Below are 14,367 nucleotides of genomic sequence, written 5' to 3'. Positions count from 1 at the left end.
GCGGTGGCTTCGCCGCCGGGCGTATCTTCGTTTTCGAAAGCGGGCGCGCCAGATCGCGCCAAAACGAAAACCATGGCGGAACCGGGTGTCGGAAGCTGACCAGGCAGAAGTGGCGGCGGGTGCCGGCGCGGAGACGGTCGACCTGCTCGTCGTCGGCGGCGGCATCAACGGGGTCGGCATCGCGCGGGATGCCGCCGGCCAGGGCCTCAGCGTGCTGCTGGTCGAAAAGGGGGACCTGGCGGGGGCCACGTCGTCGGCCAGCACCAAGCTGATCCACGGCGGCCTGCGCTATCTCGAATATTACGAGTTCCGGCTGGTGCGCGAGGCGCTGATCGAGCGCGAAGTGCTGCTGCGTGCCGCGCCGCACATCATCTGGCCGATGCGTTTCGTCTTGCCGCACGACCGGTCGATGCGGCCGGCGTGGCTGGTGCGGATCGGCCTGTTCCTGTCAGCCACCTGGGCGGGCGCAAGCTGTTGCCCGGTTCGAAGCCTGGACCTGCGCCGTCACCCCGCCGGCCATGCGTTGAAGTCTTCGTTCCGGCGCGCATTCGAATATTCGGACTGCTGGGTGCAGGATTCGCGGCTGGTCGCCCTCAACGCGCGCGACGCGGCCAACCGCGGCGCGACGATCAGGACGCGCACCACGCTGGAATCCGCCCGCCGCGACGATGGCGTCTGGCTCTGTCGCCTCCACCGGCCGGCGGTGGCCCCGTTGCGGTATGCGCGCGCTGGTGAATGCCGCCGGCCCGTGGGTCGCCGGTGCGAATCAGCGCGCCGGCCTGAACACCCGCTCCAGCGTGCGCCTGATAAGGGCAGCCACATCGTCGTGCCCCGCCTCAGGGGTCGCACGCCTATATCCTGCAGAATGCCGACCGGCGCATCGTGTTCGCGATTCCCTATGAGGACGATTTCTCGCTGATCGGCACCACCGATGTGGCCTATGAGGGCGATCCGGCGAACGTGGCCATCGACCCGGCGGAAGTCGACTATCTGTGCGCCGTGGTGAACCATCACTTCCAGCGGCAGATCCGGCCCGACGACGTGGTCTGGACCTATTCGGGCGTGCGCCCGCTCTACGACGACGGCGCCGACAACCCGTCGGCAGTCACCCGCGACTATGTGCTCGAGCTCGACGGCGGCGACGATCGCGCACCGCTGCTTTCGGTGTTCGGCGGCAAGATCACGACCTACCGGCGGCTGGCCGAGCATGCGCTGCAGAAGTCTGCCGGCGATGGGGCGCACCGCACAGCCCTGGACGGCGAACGCGCCGCTGCCGGGCGGCGACTTCGCGGCAACCGAGTTCGAGGCGCACCTCGCCCTGATCTGCGGCGACTACCCGTGGCTGCCGAAGGCGCTGGCGCGGCGGCTGTTCCGCGCCTACGGCACGCGGCTGAACTTGCTGCTAGTCGGCAAGACCTCGCTGCGCGATTTGGGGCGTGACTTCGGCGGCGGGCTCTACGAAGTCGAGGTGCGCCACCTGGTCGAGCAGGAATGGGCGCAGACGGCCGACGACATCCTGTGGCGCCGCTCGAAGCTGGGCTTGCACGTCGATGCCGAAGACCAGGGCGGCGCTGGACGAGACCTATCTGGGCCGCGGCACCGGCACCACCATTGACGACCGCAGGACTACGTGCCGACGCCGAGGGCCGTAGCTCAGGGGACGCTGGGACCGGACTTCGGCCAGCGCGCGGAAGCACCGAACGCGACAAAGGCCCGACGGCTCGCCGCGGCTGCCGTGGACGTCGAGTTCTCGTCCGCGATCGCGGTCGCTAGCCCATCGCGAGAACACCATGGTCGAGCCACAGCGCCATGTAGATCATCGTCGCGCAGGTTGGCGGTGAGATAGAGATCGACCGTCGTGGCCGGGGGTCGTGCGAGCAGAGCTCGGGCAGCACGCCATCAGCACGCTGACGAACCACCAGTGACCCGCTTGGTGGCGTACCGTCCGGCTGGTCGGTCAGCGTCATCGCACCACCGTGCGCCCGCACCGAAAGCGTCCGGCTGCAACACGACGCTTTCCATCGCCCAGACGAACAGCCCGAGGCGTTCGTGCGCGGCGAGCGTCGCGGCGGTCCAGCGCTGGCCCCACAGCAGCCGAGCGCCGAGGTCGATCGCGAAGGCGACGAACTCCGCACCGGAGCCGGGGACGCGTCAGGTGCGCACATCGGGCAGGAAGCGCAGCACGCCACGGCGCCGCCGAGCAGCGCGCCGGTTGTTCTTCAGCAACAAGTCGTCGACATCGAACAGGCGGCGGCGTGAGATCCACAGTCCGGCGATGCGTCAACCGGATGCCGCGCTGCAGGCGTGGCTGCGCCGCCAGGGCGCAGGCCGTACAGGTAGCGCAGGAATCAACGGAACGTCCAATTAAGACGAGTCGCAGAACAGCTGCCGCACGCAGCGGGCAGAATTGACCGAGCTCTTCATCGCGGCACCTCCGTGCTGCGGCGTCAAAAGAAGGAGCTCTCGAATCTGCGCACCACGATAGGCACGAAGCGCAGTATCGCGGACCGGCAGCGATCGGTTGCTGTCAGGACCAAGGGTTCAACTGCGAGACGGAGCACAGCCGCCAGCAGGACGAGACGATGGTGCGCGAACAGGCGATCACCAGCCGGCGGCGGCGATGCGCGGCAGCATCGGAAAGACCGGGCCGAGAAGCCGACAACGGGATCAGCTACGGATCCATCCGGCGACGCACTCGGCCCTGCCGCGACGCCAAGCGCTGGCGATCAGGTGTTCCGCCGCCGGGAGCGAGCTGGACCCGCGCGCAATGCGGCCGCGTACGTGGCTCAGCATGTCACCGAGGTACATCGACACTCGCCGGCCTGGTCGACGCTGCCTGCGCACTGTCCGCCCATGGCGACCGCCGATCGCCTTTCGCCAGGTCGATGCCGAGCCCGCCATTCGCGGACGCGCCGCCGACCGGCACTCCACCGCGTCGGCCTGTTCGCCGTCGACCCGCGCAGCGCCGCTCGCCGAGCCTGGCGCGGGCATGCCCGCGCCGAGCGGCGCGGTGGACTGGCGGGCTGGGTGCCGGGCGGACCGTCGCCCGAACTCGGTGCGGTGCTCGCAGGGCAAGCAGCGCCAGGCGCGGCCATGGACGGTTCCTCAAATGGGCTCGCCGACCGCTCGACTGGGGTGATCCCGACCACGTCCGCAGCCTGCTCGGAATCGACTTCGAGCTCGCCTTCGAGCCCGGGGTCAACAATGCCTATTTCGACGATGTCGACGACATCTACGACTGGTTCGTGCGCGGTTTCGGCCCGGTGCGGACACTGGTCGACGGGCTCGACGCCGACGGCCGGGCTGCGCTGAAGGCTGACATCGATGCCTATCACGGCAAATATGCCGGGCCGACCGGCTTGCACATCCGTCGCGACTACCTCGTCGTCATCGGGCGGCGGCGATAGATATTCAAACCCAGACGAACACCGCCACCGCATAGGCCAGCGCGATCGCATTGGCCCCCCACAACGGGGTGCCGAACAGCGCCAGCCAGGCCAGGTGGATGAAGGCGGCGCCCAGCAGCGAGATGAACAGGCGGTCGCCGCGGGTGGTGTCCAGGCCGAGGATGCCGTGCCGCGGCGCGCCGCCCGGGCGCACCAGCTCCCACACCGTCATGCCGATCAGCAGGGCCGCGATCACACCGAAGAACGCCGCCGTCTCCGGCGTCCAGGCCATCCAGCTCAGCAGGTCCATCGCCGGCCTCCCTCACACCCGGCCCAGGGCAAAGCCCTTGGCGATGTAATTGCGCACGAACCAGATTACCACCGCGCCGGGGATGATGGTCAGCGCCCCGGCCGCGGCCAGCAGGCCCAGTTCGTAACCGGCGGTGCTGGCCGTGCGGGTCATGGTGGCGGCGATCGGCTTGGCGTCGACCTGGGTCAGCGTCTTGGCCAGCAGCAGCTCGACCCACGAAAACATGAAGCAGAAGAAGGCGGCGACGCCGATGCCCGACGCGATGGTCGGCATGAAGATCTTCACGAAGAACCGCGGGAACGAATAGCCGTCGACATAGGCGGTCTCGTCCAGCTCGCGCGGCACGCCCGACATGAAGCCTTCCAGGATCCACACCGCCAGCGGGATGTTGAACAGGCAGTGGGCCAGCGCGACGGCGAACGGCGTGTCGAACAGGCCGACCGCGTCGTAGAGCTGCAGGAACGGCAGCGCGAACACGGCCGCCGGCGCCATCCGGTTGGTCAGCAGCCAGAAGAAAAGGTGCTTGTCGCCGAGAAAGCGGTAGCGCGAGAAGGCATAGGCCGCCGGCAGCGCCACGGTCACCGAGATCACGGTGTTGAGCAGCACGTATTTCAGCGAGTTGATATAGCCGTTGTACCAGGTCGGGTCGGTGAAGATCGTCTCGTAGTTCTCCAGCGTGAACTGCGCCGGCCAGGGCGAGAACCCGCCGAGGATCTCGTTGGTGGTCTGGAACGACATGTTCAGCAGCCAGTAGATCGGCAGCATCAGGAACAGGATGTACAGCCCGGGGGCGATCCAGCGCCCGGACGCGAAACCCGATCTGGACGTTGCGGCGCTCATTGCTGGTTCTCGTTGCGGGTCATCACCGCGTAGAACACCCAGCTCGCCAGCAGGATGATCAGGAAGTAGACCAGCGACATCGCGCCCGCCTTGCCCAGCGCGAACTCGCCCAGCGCGATCTTGTTCAGGTCGATCGACAGGAAGGTGGTCGAGTTGCCGGGACCGCCGCCGGTCAGCACGAACGGCTCGGTGTAGATCATGAAGCTGTCCATGAACCGCAGCAGCACGGCGATGGTCAGCACGCGCTTCATCTTCGGCAGCTGAATGTAGCGGAATACCGCCCAGCGCCTGGCGCCGTCGATCCGCGCCGCCTGATAGTAGGCGTCCGGGATCGAGACCAGGCCGGCATAGGCCAGCAGCACCACCAGCGAGGTCCAGTGCCAGACGTCCATCAGCACGGTGGTCAGCCAGGCGTCGAACGGTTGCTGGGTGAAGTTGTAGTCGAAGCCGAGACCGTTCATCGCCACGCCGAACAGCCCGATGTCGGGCAGCGCGAAGAAGGTCCACATCGCGCCGACCACGTTCCACGGAATCAGCAGCGGCAGCGCCATCAGTACCAGGCAGACGGAGACCCAGGGGCCCTTGCGCGGCATGGTCAGCGCGATGGCCACGCCGAGCGGCACCTCGATCGCCAGGATGATGGCGGTGAACAGCGCCTGGCGCCACAGCGCCTCCTGGAACCGCTCCGACGCGAGCAGCTCCTCGAACCACTTCAGCCCCGACCACAGGAAGATGTTGTTGCCGTAAGTCTCCTGCACCGAATAGTTGACCACGGTCATCAGCGGGATGACGGCGTTGAAGGCGACCAGCGCCACCACCGGGATGACGAAGAACCACGCCTTCTGGTTTTCGAGCTTGCGCGCCATGGGTCGGTCCTAGTTCACGATCCAGCCGTCGGCATAGACCTGGGTGTGGGCCGGGTCGAAGCGCACATGCGCGGTCTCCGACGGGATCGGGGCGTCTTCCTGCACCAGCAGCTTGATCCGGTGGCCGTCGGCGCGGGCGTCGACGATGCGGAACCGTCCGGCGTCGCTGACCCCGACCACCTGCACCGGCACCCCGTCGTCGGCGAAGCTGACGAACTCCGGCCGCACGCCCAGTTCAACCGCGGCGCCGGCGGCGGGCTGCGTCACCGGCGCGGCGGTGGCGACCGCCCGGCCGGCGAAACGGGCGCTGCCGTTCTCGACCGTGCAGGGCAGCAGGTTCATGCCCGGCGAACCGATGAAATGGCCGACGAAGGTGTGCTGCGGTTTCTCGAACAGGTCGACCGGCGTCCCGATCTGCACCACGGTGCCGTCGTGCATCACCACCACCTTGTCGGCGAAGGTCAGCGCCTCGGTCTGGTCGTGGGTGACATAGATCATCGTGACGCCGATCTGCTGGTGCAGCGCCTTCAGCTGCGAGCGCAGCTTCCACTTCAGGTGCGGGTCGATCACCGTCAGCGGCTCGTCGAACATGATCACGTTGACGTCCGGCCGCACCAGCCCGCGGCCGAGCGAGATCTTCTGCTTGCCGTCGGCGGTCAGGCCCTGGGCCCGGCGCTTCAGCATGGCATCGAGCTCGACCATCGCCGCGATCTCGCGCACCCGGGCATCGACGTCGCGCCCGCGCATGCCGCGGTTGCGCAGCGGGAAGGCCAGGTTGTCGTAGACGGTCATCGTGTCGTAGACGACCGGGAACTGGAACACCTGGGCGATGTTGCGCGCATCCGGCGGCACATGGGTCACGTCGCGCTCGCCGAACAGCACGCGGCCTTCGGTCGGGCTGATCAGGCCGGAGATGATGTTGAGCAGCGTGGTCTTGCCGCAGCCGGACGGGCCGAGCAGCGCATAGGCGCCGCCGTCGTCCCATTCCACGCTCATCCGCTTCAGCGCCCAGTCGGCTTCGGCCGCCGGCGCCGGCACGTAGCTGTGCCTCAGGTTGTCGAGGGTGATCCTGGCCATCGCCCGCCCTCCGCTCAGCCCGCGACCAGCCGGCCGGCCTGGTCGAAATACAGGCACTGGCGGGGGTCGAGATACAGCGTTGCCTGTTCGCCGACGCTGAACGGGTGGATGCCGTGCGACTGCGACACCCAGGGATGGGACTGCAGCCGGAAATGCACGATGCTCTCCGAACCGCTCAGTTCCGCCACCATGACCTCGCCCTGGATGCGGACCGCCTCGGCCGCGCGCGCCGCCGGCGTGACGTGATGCGGGCGGATGCCGACCGTGTAGGGGCCGTCGGGCTGGCCGCGCAAGGCGTCGGTCGCGGCCCACTGCACGCCGTCGCCGAGGGCGACCGCGTCGCCGCGCTTGGTCACCGGCGCGACGTTGATCGGCGGATCGGAGAACACCTGCGCGGTCAGCAGGTCCTGCGGCCGGCGATAGATCGTGCCGGTGACGCCGAACTGGGTCACCCGGCCCTCGTGCAGGGTCGCGGTGTGGCCGCCCAGCAGCAGCGCCTCGGTCGGTTCGGTGGTGGCATAGACGACGGTGCAGCCGCGGTCCTCGAACAGCTTGGGCAGCTCGTCGCGCAGCTCCTCGCGCAGCTTGAAATCGAGGTTGGCCAGCGGTTCGTCCAGCAGCACCAGGCTGGCATCCTTGACCAGCGCGCGTGCCAGTGCGGTGCGCTGCTGCTGGCCGCCGGACAGGTTGGCCGGCTTGCGGTCCAGCATCGGGGTCAGCCGCAACAGCTCCGCTGTGCGGTGTACCCGTTCGCGCATCCTGGCCTGGTCCATGCGGGCGACGCGCAGCGGCGAGGCGATGTTCTCGAACACCGTCATGTTCGGGTAGTTGATGAACTGCTGGTGCACCATCGACACGTTGCGCTTCGGCGCCGAGACCGTGGTGACGTTGCGGCCGTCGAGCCAGATCTCGCCCGCGGTCGGCCGCTCCAGCCCGGCCATCAGCTGCATCAGCGTGGTCTTGCCGCTGAGCGTGGTGCCGAGCAGGATGTTGAACTCGCCGCCGGCGAGCTTGACCGACGTCGGATGGATGTGGGTCTCCGCGCCGACGCGTTTCTCGACCCCCCGCAGCTCCAAGGTCATGTCGCGGTTCCGTTCGTGCACCGGTCCGAACGGCGGACAGCATGCGTCTTGTGCGAGGGTGTTGTCATGATCGATCGCGGGCCTGTCCGGCCGTGGCCGGTGCGGCGGGCAGAAGGGGAGCCCGCCGGCCCGCGGTACCTGCCAGGCAGGTGCGTTGGGCCGACGGGCGGGGAGGAGCCGTCGGAGCGGCTTTGCGCCGCTATTGCTGCCAGCGGGCGACCAGCTCGTCGTAGTTGACGGTCTCGCCCTGCGGCTTCTCGTTTGCCAGGGCCGCCACCGGCGCGCCTGGCGCGTCGAGCCAGACCTGGGCGTCCTGCTCCTCGTTGAGGCGCGGGCCGCAGCCGCCGTAGAGGTTGGCCTGCTCGTCGGCCGCCTGCATGCCGGCCATCACCTGGTCCATCTCGGCGGCAAGGCGGTCCATCGCCTCCTGCGGCGTGAACGCGCCGGAGTTGACGTCACCGATCTGCTGCCACCACAGCTGCGCCAGCTTCGGATAGTCGGGCACGTTGATGCCGGTCGGCGTCCAGTTCACCCGGTCGGGCGAGCGGTAGAACTCGACCAGGCCGCCCAGCCGCGGGGCGCGCTCGGAGAAGCTCTCGTGCCGAACGGTGCTGTCGCGGACGAAGGTCAGGCCGACATGGCTCTTGCGCACGTCGACGGTCTTCGACACCACGAACTGGGCATAGAGCCAGGCCGCCTGGCGGCGGTCGACCGGGGTCGAGTTGAAAAGGGTCCACGAGCCGGCGTCCTGATAGCCGAGCTTCATGCCCTCTTCCCAATAGGCGCCGTGCGGCGACGGCGCCATCCGCCACAGCGGCATGCCGTCGGCGTCGACCGTGTTGTTGCCCTCTTCCTGGCTGGCGACCATGTTGGCGGTGAACGCCGTGTACCAGAAGATCTGCTGGGCGACGTTGCCCTGGGCCAGCGCCGGCAGCGACTGGTAGAAGTCGTAGCTCGCCGCCCCCGGAGGCGCGTAGTTGCGCAGCCACTCGTCCCACTTGGCGATGGCATAGACCGCCGGCGCGCTGTTGGTGCCGCCACCGCGGGTGATCGAGGCGCCGACGGGGTTGCAGGAGCCTTCCTCCATGCGGATGCCCCATTCGTCGACCGGGCGGCCGTTGGGCAGGCCGTGGTCGGACATGCCGGCCATCGACAGCCAGGCGTCGGTCATGCGCCAGCCCAGGTCGGGCGCGCGCTTGCCGTAGTCCATGTGGCCGTAGACGCGGACGCCGTCGATCTCCTGCACGTGGTTGGTGAAGAAGTCGGCGATGTCCTCATAGGCCGACCAGTTCACCGGCACGCCGAGGTCGTAACCGTAGATTTCCTTGAACTGGGCCTGCAGGTCCTCGCGGTCGAACCAGTCCTTGCGGAACCAGTACAGGTTGGCGAACTGCTGGTCGGGCAGCTGGTAGACCTTGCCGTCGGGACCGGTGGTGAACGAGATCCCCATGAAATCGGCGATGTCGAGGTTCGGGTTGGTCACCGCCGCGCCTTCGCCGGCCATCCAGTCGGACAGGTTGGTGGCGAGCTGCAGGCGCGAATGGGTGCCGATCAGGTCGGAATCGTTGACGTAGGCGTCATAGAGGTTGCGGCCGGTCTGCATCTGGGTCTGCACGGCCTGCACCACCTCGCCCTCGCCGAGCAGCTGGTGGTTCACCCGGATGCCGGTGATCTCGAAGAAGGCCTGCGTCAGCACCTCGGATTCATAGGTATGCGTCGGGATCGTCTCCGACAGCACGTTGATTTCCATGCCGGCATAGGGTGCGGCGGCATCGATGAACCACTGCATCTCCGCCAGCTGCTCCTCGCGGCTCAGCGTCGATGGCTGGAACTCCTGGTCGACCCAGCGCTCGGCCGCCGCCATGTCGGCGCGGCCGGTCTGGGCGAAAGAGACCATCGCGACCGCGGCTGCGGTAGCGAGCAGTTTCGTTTTCAAATGTTCCTCCCACGTTACTTTTTTGTCGGACACGGGGCGTATCTGGGCATCTCGCGACGCCGCAGCGGATCGTATCAGCCCCGCCGGGTTTCGCAAGTGCGCAATTTCCTGTTCGCAATTTTTCGGAAACGAAAATCCGGCGCCTGCCGCCAGGCGGCCGTGCGGCGTGCGCCGACGCCGCCGGTGTCCTGTCGGCCACGGTTCGCGGCGGGTTATCCGGCTGCGACAATTGCGGGCTTGCCGTCGGCCGCGATGCGCAGCAATTATTTCTGTGCGAATGAGTGTCACTGTCAGGGTCGACCATGATCGTCTGCCTGTGCAACGGAGTGAACTGCCGCGCCGTCAACGCGCAGATCGACGGCGGCGCCCGCTCGGTGCCGGCGGTATTCCGCGGTCTCGGCTGCCAGCCGCAGTGCGGCACCTGCGGACCCAGCATCCGGCAGATGATCGCAACCCGCCGCGACACGGGCGAATCCGTGCCGCCGCTCGCCGCGGAATAGCGCCCGCCGGTATTGCCACCCCGGCAGCCAGCCGCTAGGAGTGGCGGCAGGCAGCGACCAACAGCGAGGCGGGGCCGGACATGAAGGGCGACAAGAAGGTCATCGAGTTCCTGAACAAGGTGCTCAAGAACGAGCTGACCGCAATCAACCAGTATTTCCTGCACGCCCGCATGCTGAAGAACTGGGGCATGACCCAACTTGGCGCATACGAGTACAAGGAATCCATCGAGGAGATGGAGCACGCCGACAAGCTGATCGAGCGCGTCCTGTTTCTCGAGGGGCTGCCGAACCTGCAGGCGCTGAACAAGCTGCGCATCGGCGAGGACGTGAAGGAAGTGCTCGAGTGCGACCTGGCACTGGAGCACGAGGCGATTCCACTGCTGCGCGAAGCGATCGCCCATTGCGAGACGGTGCGCGATTTCGTCAGCCGCGAGATCCTGGCCGACATCCTCGACAACGAGGAGGAGCATGTCGACTTCCTCGAGACCCAGCTTGCGCTGATCGGCGCCATGGGCATCCAGAACTATGTCCAGAACGCAACCGGCGGAAAGACGCCCGACGGCGACTGAGCGCCCGCCCGGCGCCGCCCGGGCGAGACTGCCGGTCGTGTCGCACCGGCCCTACAGCTACCGCGACGACCCGGCCGTGCCGCGCTTCGACGACGGCGGCCCGGTGTTCGTCTACGACGGCGACTGCGTGCTGTGCTCCGGCTTCGTGCGCTTCGTGCTGGCCCGCGACCGGGATGCACGCTTCCGATTCTGCGCCGGCCAGTCACCGCTGGGTGCAGCGCTGTTCCGCCACTACGGCTATGACGCGGTCGACTTCGAGACCAACCTGCTGGTGGTCGACGGCCGCGCCCATGTGCGGATGGCCGCCTTCGTCGGGGTCATGCGGCGCCTGCCCTGGCCCTGGCGCCTGTTCGCCGTCGCCGGCAGGATCCCGCGGCCGGCGGGCGACTGGCTCTACGACCGCGTCGCCCGCAACCGCTATCGGCTGTTCGGCCGGCGCGCGCGCTGCCTGGTGCCGGCGCCCGACCAGCGCCACCGCTTCATCGACTGAGGCGCTGGCCGGCCGCCGCGGTCAGGTGTCGGGTGTGGCCGGGCCCGCGCTCAGATCGACGATGGCGTCGGTCGCCTGCGGCTGCACCTTCTGCAGCGCGTTGCGCTTCTCGTCGGTCCAGGCGGCCACCAGCACCAGACGCGCCGGATCGCCAGCCATCGCGGCGTCGTTCACCGGCTCCAGCACGAACAATCCGTCTGTAAACACATAGAATGTGTGTTCGCCAAAGGCCTTCACCAGAGAATCCATTGCAGGATTGTGATCCTCCAGCGGGTCCGCTCCAAGTGCCGTTTTGACAGAAACGACCTGCTGCGAAGACAATTTCATCGCATCAGCTCCCAATCGGTTCGCGGAAGAGGTTCGGCACACAGCGAAATCGCTCGCAGGATTCGCTGGCACGTGCGAGCAGTCCTCGCAGAACGATGCCGGGATTACAACCCCTGCAGGCCATTTTTTCCATATTTCTTGGCCGATCGGCGGCTATGCGCCGACCGGCCGTCGCATCAGCATGCTGGGCAGCGCCGGGCCCGGTCCCATTCGCACGTCGAGGGGACCGACGGTCCGGAAGCCCATCGCCCGATAGAAGCCTTCGGCATTCAGACTGGCGTAGCATTCGAGCAGGACGACGCCGTCGGCGCGGGCTTCGGCAAGGCAGCGCTGCATCAGGGCGCGGCCGATGCCGCGGCCGGCCCTGTCGGCCCGCACCGCGAAGTGCCGGATGTGACCGAGCCCCGGCTCGGCCGCACCGCCGCCCGGCCGTTCCCGGCTCCAGCCGCCGCACCCGGCGACCGCACCGGCGACCTCGGCTAGATAGTAGCGTCCCGAGCCAAGCAGGCGCGGGTTCGCGTCGACCATCCGCGGCAGCAGCGCGGCCAGCACGGCGGGCGGATAGGCGCCGGCCATCAGTGCCGGATAGGAGGCCTCCAGCACCGCCCGCACGGCATCGGCGTCGTCCGGCCTCGCGGTGCGGATTGCAACCGCCGTGTTCGACTCTGATCGGGTCGTCCCTGGTCGGATCGTCATCGGCGGCGGGCGCGCCGGTGGTGGCCGCTCATGCCGGGGCCAGGCCGCCGGCGCCACGGGGGCGGGCCGGCTTGTCCGCGCCGGCCTCGCCGTGCCGTGCCGCTGCGGCAGCATCGCGCACCACCTGCTCCAGCACCGCGAGATAGTCGAGATAGCGCACCCGTCCGGTCTCCGTCACCCGGATGCGGGTCTGCGGCCGCTTGGCAGCAAAGCTCTTCTCGATCGCCACCAGGCCGGCCTCCTCCAGCACCGCAAGGTGGCGGCTGAGATTGCCGTCGGTCAGGTCGCACAGCCGCTTCAGGTCGCCGAACAGCAGGCCGTCCGGCTGGCCGACCAGCGAGGTCAGCACGCCGAGACGCGCCTTCTCGTGGATCACCCGGTCCAGCCCCTCATAGGCGAACCGCCCGGTCGGCCCGGCGGTCACGGCCGCCGCCCGTCGCCGTGTCGCGGCTCGGAACGGTGAATCAGGGCGGCCGCCATGAACTGGCCGACCCCGAACGGCACCGCCATCGCCCAGGGCGAGAATGCGTGCGCGCCCTGGGCCAGCGCCAGGCAGGCCAGGCCGCAGGCCATGTACCACACGCCGACCCACAGGAACGGCCGCGGCAGCGACCGGCGCGAGGCGAACACGCCGAGGCTGAGCAGCAGCTGCCACAGCCCGGGCAGCAGCCACAGCGCGCCCGGTGCGGCGCGCAGCAGCACCAGCGTCACCGCGGCGCCGGCGACCAGAGCCGGTACCATCTGTGCCGCCGCCTCGCGGATCATCGCGTCGGCCAGTCCGACATGGACGCGGCGCGCGCGGCTGACCACCTCGTAGCCCATGACCGCGACCGCGATCAGCCCGGCGGCGCCCCACAGCACGACGAAGCCGACGGCGCCGCGGACCGCGGCGCGGCCATAGCCGCCTGCGGCTGCCGCGTCCGGCAGCGGGTCGGAAAGCCAGAACGCCTGCACCAGCGCGGTCGCCACCGCGAGCAGGCCGGTGACGCCGAAGGCCACCGGGCCATAGCCGCGGAACTCGGTTCCGCGCGCCATCTGGCGCCGCATCGCGGCGATGTCGGTGAGGGCCTGGTCCAGGTCGCGCATGGCGTATCCGGTTCGCTGGTCTGCTGATTGCTTTGCGGCGCAAAGTAGCGCGAGGCTGCGGCCCAGCGCAAGCGCCGCCGGATCCGGGCTGTTGCCGCCCAATGCACGACAAACGATTGTCGTTCATGCCATTCTCAAGCGCCAAGCGTGTTGACGCCCGGCGATCCACACGCGATTGTGTGTTATCCGCGCGCACGGGCAGGCGGCCTTACGGCTGGGCTCGAACGGCAGGGGGGCGCTGATCGGGGATGGCGGACGCGGCACGCAACGTGGCGCTGGTGACCGGTTCGGCGCGCGGCATCGGCCTGGCTACCGCCCAGGCCTTCCTGGCCGAGGGCTGGCGGGTCGCCCTGCTGGACATCGACGCCGACGCGCTGGGCGCCACCGCCGCCCGGCTGCCGCACGACGACACCCTGGCGCTGATCGCCGACGTGGCCGAGGACATGCAGGTGCAGGCGGCCGTCGGCGCGATCGGGGAACGCTGGGGCCGGCTCGACGCGGTGGTCAACAATGCCGGCGTGGCGGTGTTCAAGCCGATGCTGCAGACCACGCCGACGGAATGGCAGCGGGTGCTGGCGGTCAACCTGACCGGCCCGTTCCTGTGCGTGCAGGCGGCAATACCGCTGATGCGGCGGAACGGCGGCGGCGCCGTCGTCAACATCGGCTCGGTCTCCGGCCTGCGCGCCAGCACGCTGCGCGTGGCCTACGGCACGTCCAAGGCCGCGCTGGCCCACCTGACACGCCAGCAGGCGGTGGAACTGTCCGCCCACGGCATCCGCGTCAACCTGGTCGCGCCCGGCCCTGTCGACACCGCCATGGCCCGCCAGGTCCACACGGCGGACATCCGTGCCGCCTATCACGACGCGATCCCGCTCAACCGGTACGGTTTGGAGGACGAGATCGCCGAGGCGGTGCTGTTTCTGTGCAGCGAGCGCGCCAGCTACATCACCGGCCAGACGCTGGCGGTCGACGGCGGCTTCGAGGCGACCGGCATCGGGCTGGCGGCGCTGCGCGACGACGAATAGGGCGGCCGCCCGCTCCGGCGCGCTGTAGCGGGCGATTCGTTGACAAACCGCCTGCGCGTGCCTATACCCCGTCACCCGCACAGGCGTGCGACATCCGGCCCCGAGGGGCTCCGTCGGTCCGCGAGTTTCGCGCACCGGCGCGTTTGCGTTTGGAGCGGTGCGCGGCCCTGGCCGCGC

The 14,367-nt window shown here is 68.8% G+C and carries 17 protein-coding genes and 1 pseudogene; 7 read left to right on the top strand and 11 right to left on the bottom strand.

Annotated features, from left to right (window positions below; genetic code table 11):
- Positions 1 to 109: 109 nt before the first annotated feature.
- Positions 110 to 1,615, top strand: a pseudogene (glpD, locus tag R3F55_20940) (glycerol-3-phosphate dehydrogenase).
- A 154-nt stretch (positions 1,616 to 1,769) separates the two neighbouring features.
- Here glpD and R3F55_20935 read toward each other — a convergent pair.
- On the bottom strand, positions 1,770 to 1,967 hold the full coding sequence (locus tag R3F55_20935; GenBank protein ID MEZ5669855.1) for a hypothetical protein: 198 nt from the start codon (positions 1,965 to 1,967) through the stop codon (positions 1,770 to 1,772).
- An 82-nt stretch (positions 1,968 to 2,049) separates the two neighbouring features.
- Between R3F55_20935 and R3F55_20930 the strand changes: the two genes are divergently transcribed.
- Together R3F55_20930 and R3F55_20925 are read left to right on the top strand one after the other, a co-directional pair.
- Positions 2,050 to 2,259: a hypothetical protein gene (locus R3F55_20930; GenBank protein MEZ5669854.1), complete on the top strand. Its 210-nt coding sequence runs from the start codon at positions 2,050 to 2,052 to the stop codon at positions 2,257 to 2,259.
- 323 nt (positions 2,260 to 2,582) lie between these two features.
- A complete protein-coding gene (locus R3F55_20925; GenBank protein MEZ5669853.1) occupies positions 2,583 to 3,407 on the top strand; it encodes a hypothetical protein in 825 nt (274 codons plus the stop codon).
- Positions 3,408 to 3,411: 4 nt separating this feature from the next.
- On the opposite strand, the gene R3F55_20920 is transcribed toward R3F55_20925, so the two are convergent.
- The 6 genes from R3F55_20920 to R3F55_20895 all read right to left on the bottom strand — a co-directional run bounded on the left by R3F55_20920 (position 3,412) and on the right by R3F55_20895 (position 9,497).
- Positions 3,412 to 3,696, bottom strand: coding sequence for a DUF2160 domain-containing protein (locus R3F55_20920; GenBank protein ID MEZ5669852.1), 285 nt, complete (start codon positions 3,694 to 3,696; stop codon positions 3,412 to 3,414).
- A gap of 12 nt (positions 3,697 to 3,708) precedes the next feature.
- On the bottom strand, positions 3,709 to 4,536 hold the full coding sequence (locus R3F55_20915; protein ID MEZ5669851.1) for a carbohydrate ABC transporter permease: 828 nt from the start codon (positions 4,534 to 4,536) through the stop codon (positions 3,709 to 3,711).
- Positions 4,533 to 5,402, bottom strand: a complete 870-nt coding sequence (locus R3F55_20910) for a sugar ABC transporter permease (GenBank protein ID MEZ5669850.1) — start codon at positions 5,400 to 5,402, stop codon at positions 4,533 to 4,535. Before R3F55_20910 ends, R3F55_20915 begins: the two co-directional genes overlap by 4 nt.
- Positions 5,403 to 5,411: 9 nt before the next feature.
- The gene (locus tag R3F55_20905) at positions 5,412 to 6,479 is read right to left on the bottom strand and encodes an ABC transporter ATP-binding protein (protein MEZ5669849.1); all 1,068 of its coding nucleotides are present in this window, start codon (positions 6,477 to 6,479) and stop codon (positions 5,412 to 5,414) included.
- A 14-nt stretch (positions 6,480 to 6,493) separates the two neighbouring features.
- Positions 6,494 to 7,561: an ABC transporter ATP-binding protein gene (locus tag R3F55_20900; GenBank protein MEZ5669848.1), complete on the bottom strand. Its 1,068-nt coding sequence runs from the start codon at positions 7,559 to 7,561 to the stop codon at positions 6,494 to 6,496.
- Positions 7,562 to 7,760: 199 nt separating this feature from the next.
- Positions 7,761 to 9,497 (bottom strand): ABC transporter substrate-binding protein, encoded by a 1,737-nt coding sequence (locus R3F55_20895; protein MEZ5669847.1) that lies wholly within the window; start codon positions 9,495 to 9,497, stop codon positions 7,761 to 7,763.
- Positions 9,498 to 9,799: 302 nt separating this feature from the next.
- On the opposite strand from R3F55_20895, the gene R3F55_20890 reads away from it, so the two are divergent.
- From R3F55_20890 to R3F55_20880, 3 genes are all read left to right on the top strand, one after another.
- Positions 9,800 to 9,997, top strand: a complete 198-nt coding sequence (locus R3F55_20890; protein MEZ5669846.1) for a (2Fe-2S)-binding protein — start codon at positions 9,800 to 9,802, stop codon at positions 9,995 to 9,997.
- 80 nt (positions 9,998 to 10,077) lie between these two features.
- Entirely contained in the window at positions 10,078 to 10,566 is a 489-nt protein-coding gene (bfr, locus tag R3F55_20885) for a bacterioferritin (GenBank protein ID MEZ5669845.1), read from the top strand.
- A 37-nt stretch (positions 10,567 to 10,603) separates the two neighbouring features.
- Entirely contained in the window at positions 10,604 to 11,056 is a 453-nt protein-coding gene (locus tag R3F55_20880) for a DCC1-like thiol-disulfide oxidoreductase family protein (protein MEZ5669844.1), read from the top strand.
- Between the two features lie 21 nt (positions 11,057 to 11,077).
- Here R3F55_20880 and R3F55_20875 read toward each other — a convergent pair whose 3' ends face one another.
- The 4 genes from R3F55_20875 to R3F55_20860 form a co-directional block, all read right to left on the bottom strand.
- Positions 11,078 to 11,383 (bottom strand): hypothetical protein, encoded by a 306-nt coding sequence (locus R3F55_20875; GenBank protein ID MEZ5669843.1) that lies wholly within the window; start codon positions 11,381 to 11,383, stop codon positions 11,078 to 11,080.
- Between the two features lie 153 nt (positions 11,384 to 11,536).
- Positions 11,537 to 12,079 carry a GNAT family N-acetyltransferase gene (locus tag R3F55_20870; GenBank protein ID MEZ5669842.1) on the bottom strand — a complete coding sequence of 181 codons (543 nt, stop codon included), beginning with the start codon at positions 12,077 to 12,079 and terminating at the stop codon, positions 11,537 to 11,539.
- Positions 12,080 to 12,107: 28 nt separating this feature from the next.
- Positions 12,108 to 12,503, bottom strand: coding sequence for a transcriptional regulator (locus R3F55_20865; protein MEZ5669841.1), 396 nt, complete (start codon positions 12,501 to 12,503; stop codon positions 12,108 to 12,110).
- A complete protein-coding gene (locus R3F55_20860; protein ID MEZ5669840.1) occupies positions 12,500 to 13,165 on the bottom strand; it encodes a hypothetical protein in 666 nt (221 codons plus the stop codon). The genes R3F55_20865 and R3F55_20860 overlap by 4 nt, the downstream gene beginning before the upstream one ends.
- 248 nt (positions 13,166 to 13,413) lie before the next feature.
- On the opposite strand from R3F55_20860, the gene R3F55_20855 reads away from it, so the two are divergent.
- On the top strand, positions 13,414 to 14,190 hold the full coding sequence (locus R3F55_20855) for an SDR family oxidoreductase (GenBank protein MEZ5669839.1): 777 nt from the start codon (positions 13,414 to 13,416) through the stop codon (positions 14,188 to 14,190).
- The last annotated feature ends 177 nt before the right edge of the window (positions 14,191 to 14,367 follow it).

The organism is Alphaproteobacteria bacterium (genome assembly GCA_041396705.1).
In the GTDB taxonomy this organism is placed as follows: Bacteria; Pseudomonadota; Alphaproteobacteria; order CALKHQ01; family CALKHQ01; genus CALKHQ01.
This window is presented reverse-complemented; position numbering and strand designations above follow the sequence as displayed.

What these genes read in the sequence shown, in the direction of transcription:
- R3F55_20935 (MEZ5669855.1), bottom strand. Translation starts at nt 1,967, where the DNA reads ATGACGCTGACCGACCAGCCGGACGGTACGCCACCAAGCGGGTCACTG.
- R3F55_20925 (MEZ5669853.1), top strand. Translation starts at nt 2,583, where the DNA reads ATGGTGCGCGAACAGGCGATCACCAGCCGGCGGCGGCGATGCGCGGCA.
- R3F55_20920 (MEZ5669852.1), bottom strand. Translation starts at nt 3,696, where the DNA reads ATGGACCTGCTGAGCTGGATGGCCTGGACGCCGGAGACGGCGGCGTTC.
- R3F55_20915 (MEZ5669851.1), bottom strand. Translation starts at nt 4,536, where the DNA reads ATGAGCGCCGCAACGTCCAGATCGGGTTTCGCGTCCGGGCGCTGGATC.
- R3F55_20910 (MEZ5669850.1), bottom strand. Translation starts at nt 5,402, where the DNA reads ATGGCGCGCAAGCTCGAAAACCAGAAGGCGTGGTTCTTCGTCATCCCG.
- R3F55_20905 (MEZ5669849.1), bottom strand. Translation starts at nt 6,479, where the DNA reads ATGGCCAGGATCACCCTCGACAACCTGAGGCACAGCTACGTGCCGGCG.
- R3F55_20900 (MEZ5669848.1), bottom strand. Translation starts at nt 7,561, where the DNA reads ATGACCTTGGAGCTGCGGGGGGTCGAGAAACGCGTCGGCGCGGAGACC.
- R3F55_20890 (MEZ5669846.1), top strand. Translation starts at nt 9,800, where the DNA reads ATGATCGTCTGCCTGTGCAACGGAGTGAACTGCCGCGCCGTCAACGCG.
- bfr (MEZ5669845.1), top strand. Translation starts at nt 10,078, where the DNA reads ATGAAGGGCGACAAGAAGGTCATCGAGTTCCTGAACAAGGTGCTCAAG.
- R3F55_20875 (MEZ5669843.1), bottom strand. Translation starts at nt 11,383, where the DNA reads ATGAAATTGTCTTCGCAGCAGGTCGTTTCTGTCAAAACGGCACTTGGA.
- R3F55_20870 (MEZ5669842.1), bottom strand. Translation starts at nt 12,079, where the DNA reads ATGACGATCCGACCAGGGACGACCCGATCAGAGTCGAACACGGCGGTT.
- R3F55_20860 (MEZ5669840.1), bottom strand. Translation starts at nt 13,165, where the DNA reads ATGCGCGACCTGGACCAGGCCCTCACCGACATCGCCGCGATGCGGCGC.
- R3F55_20855 (MEZ5669839.1), top strand. Translation starts at nt 13,414, where the DNA reads ATGGCGGACGCGGCACGCAACGTGGCGCTGGTGACCGGTTCGGCGCGC.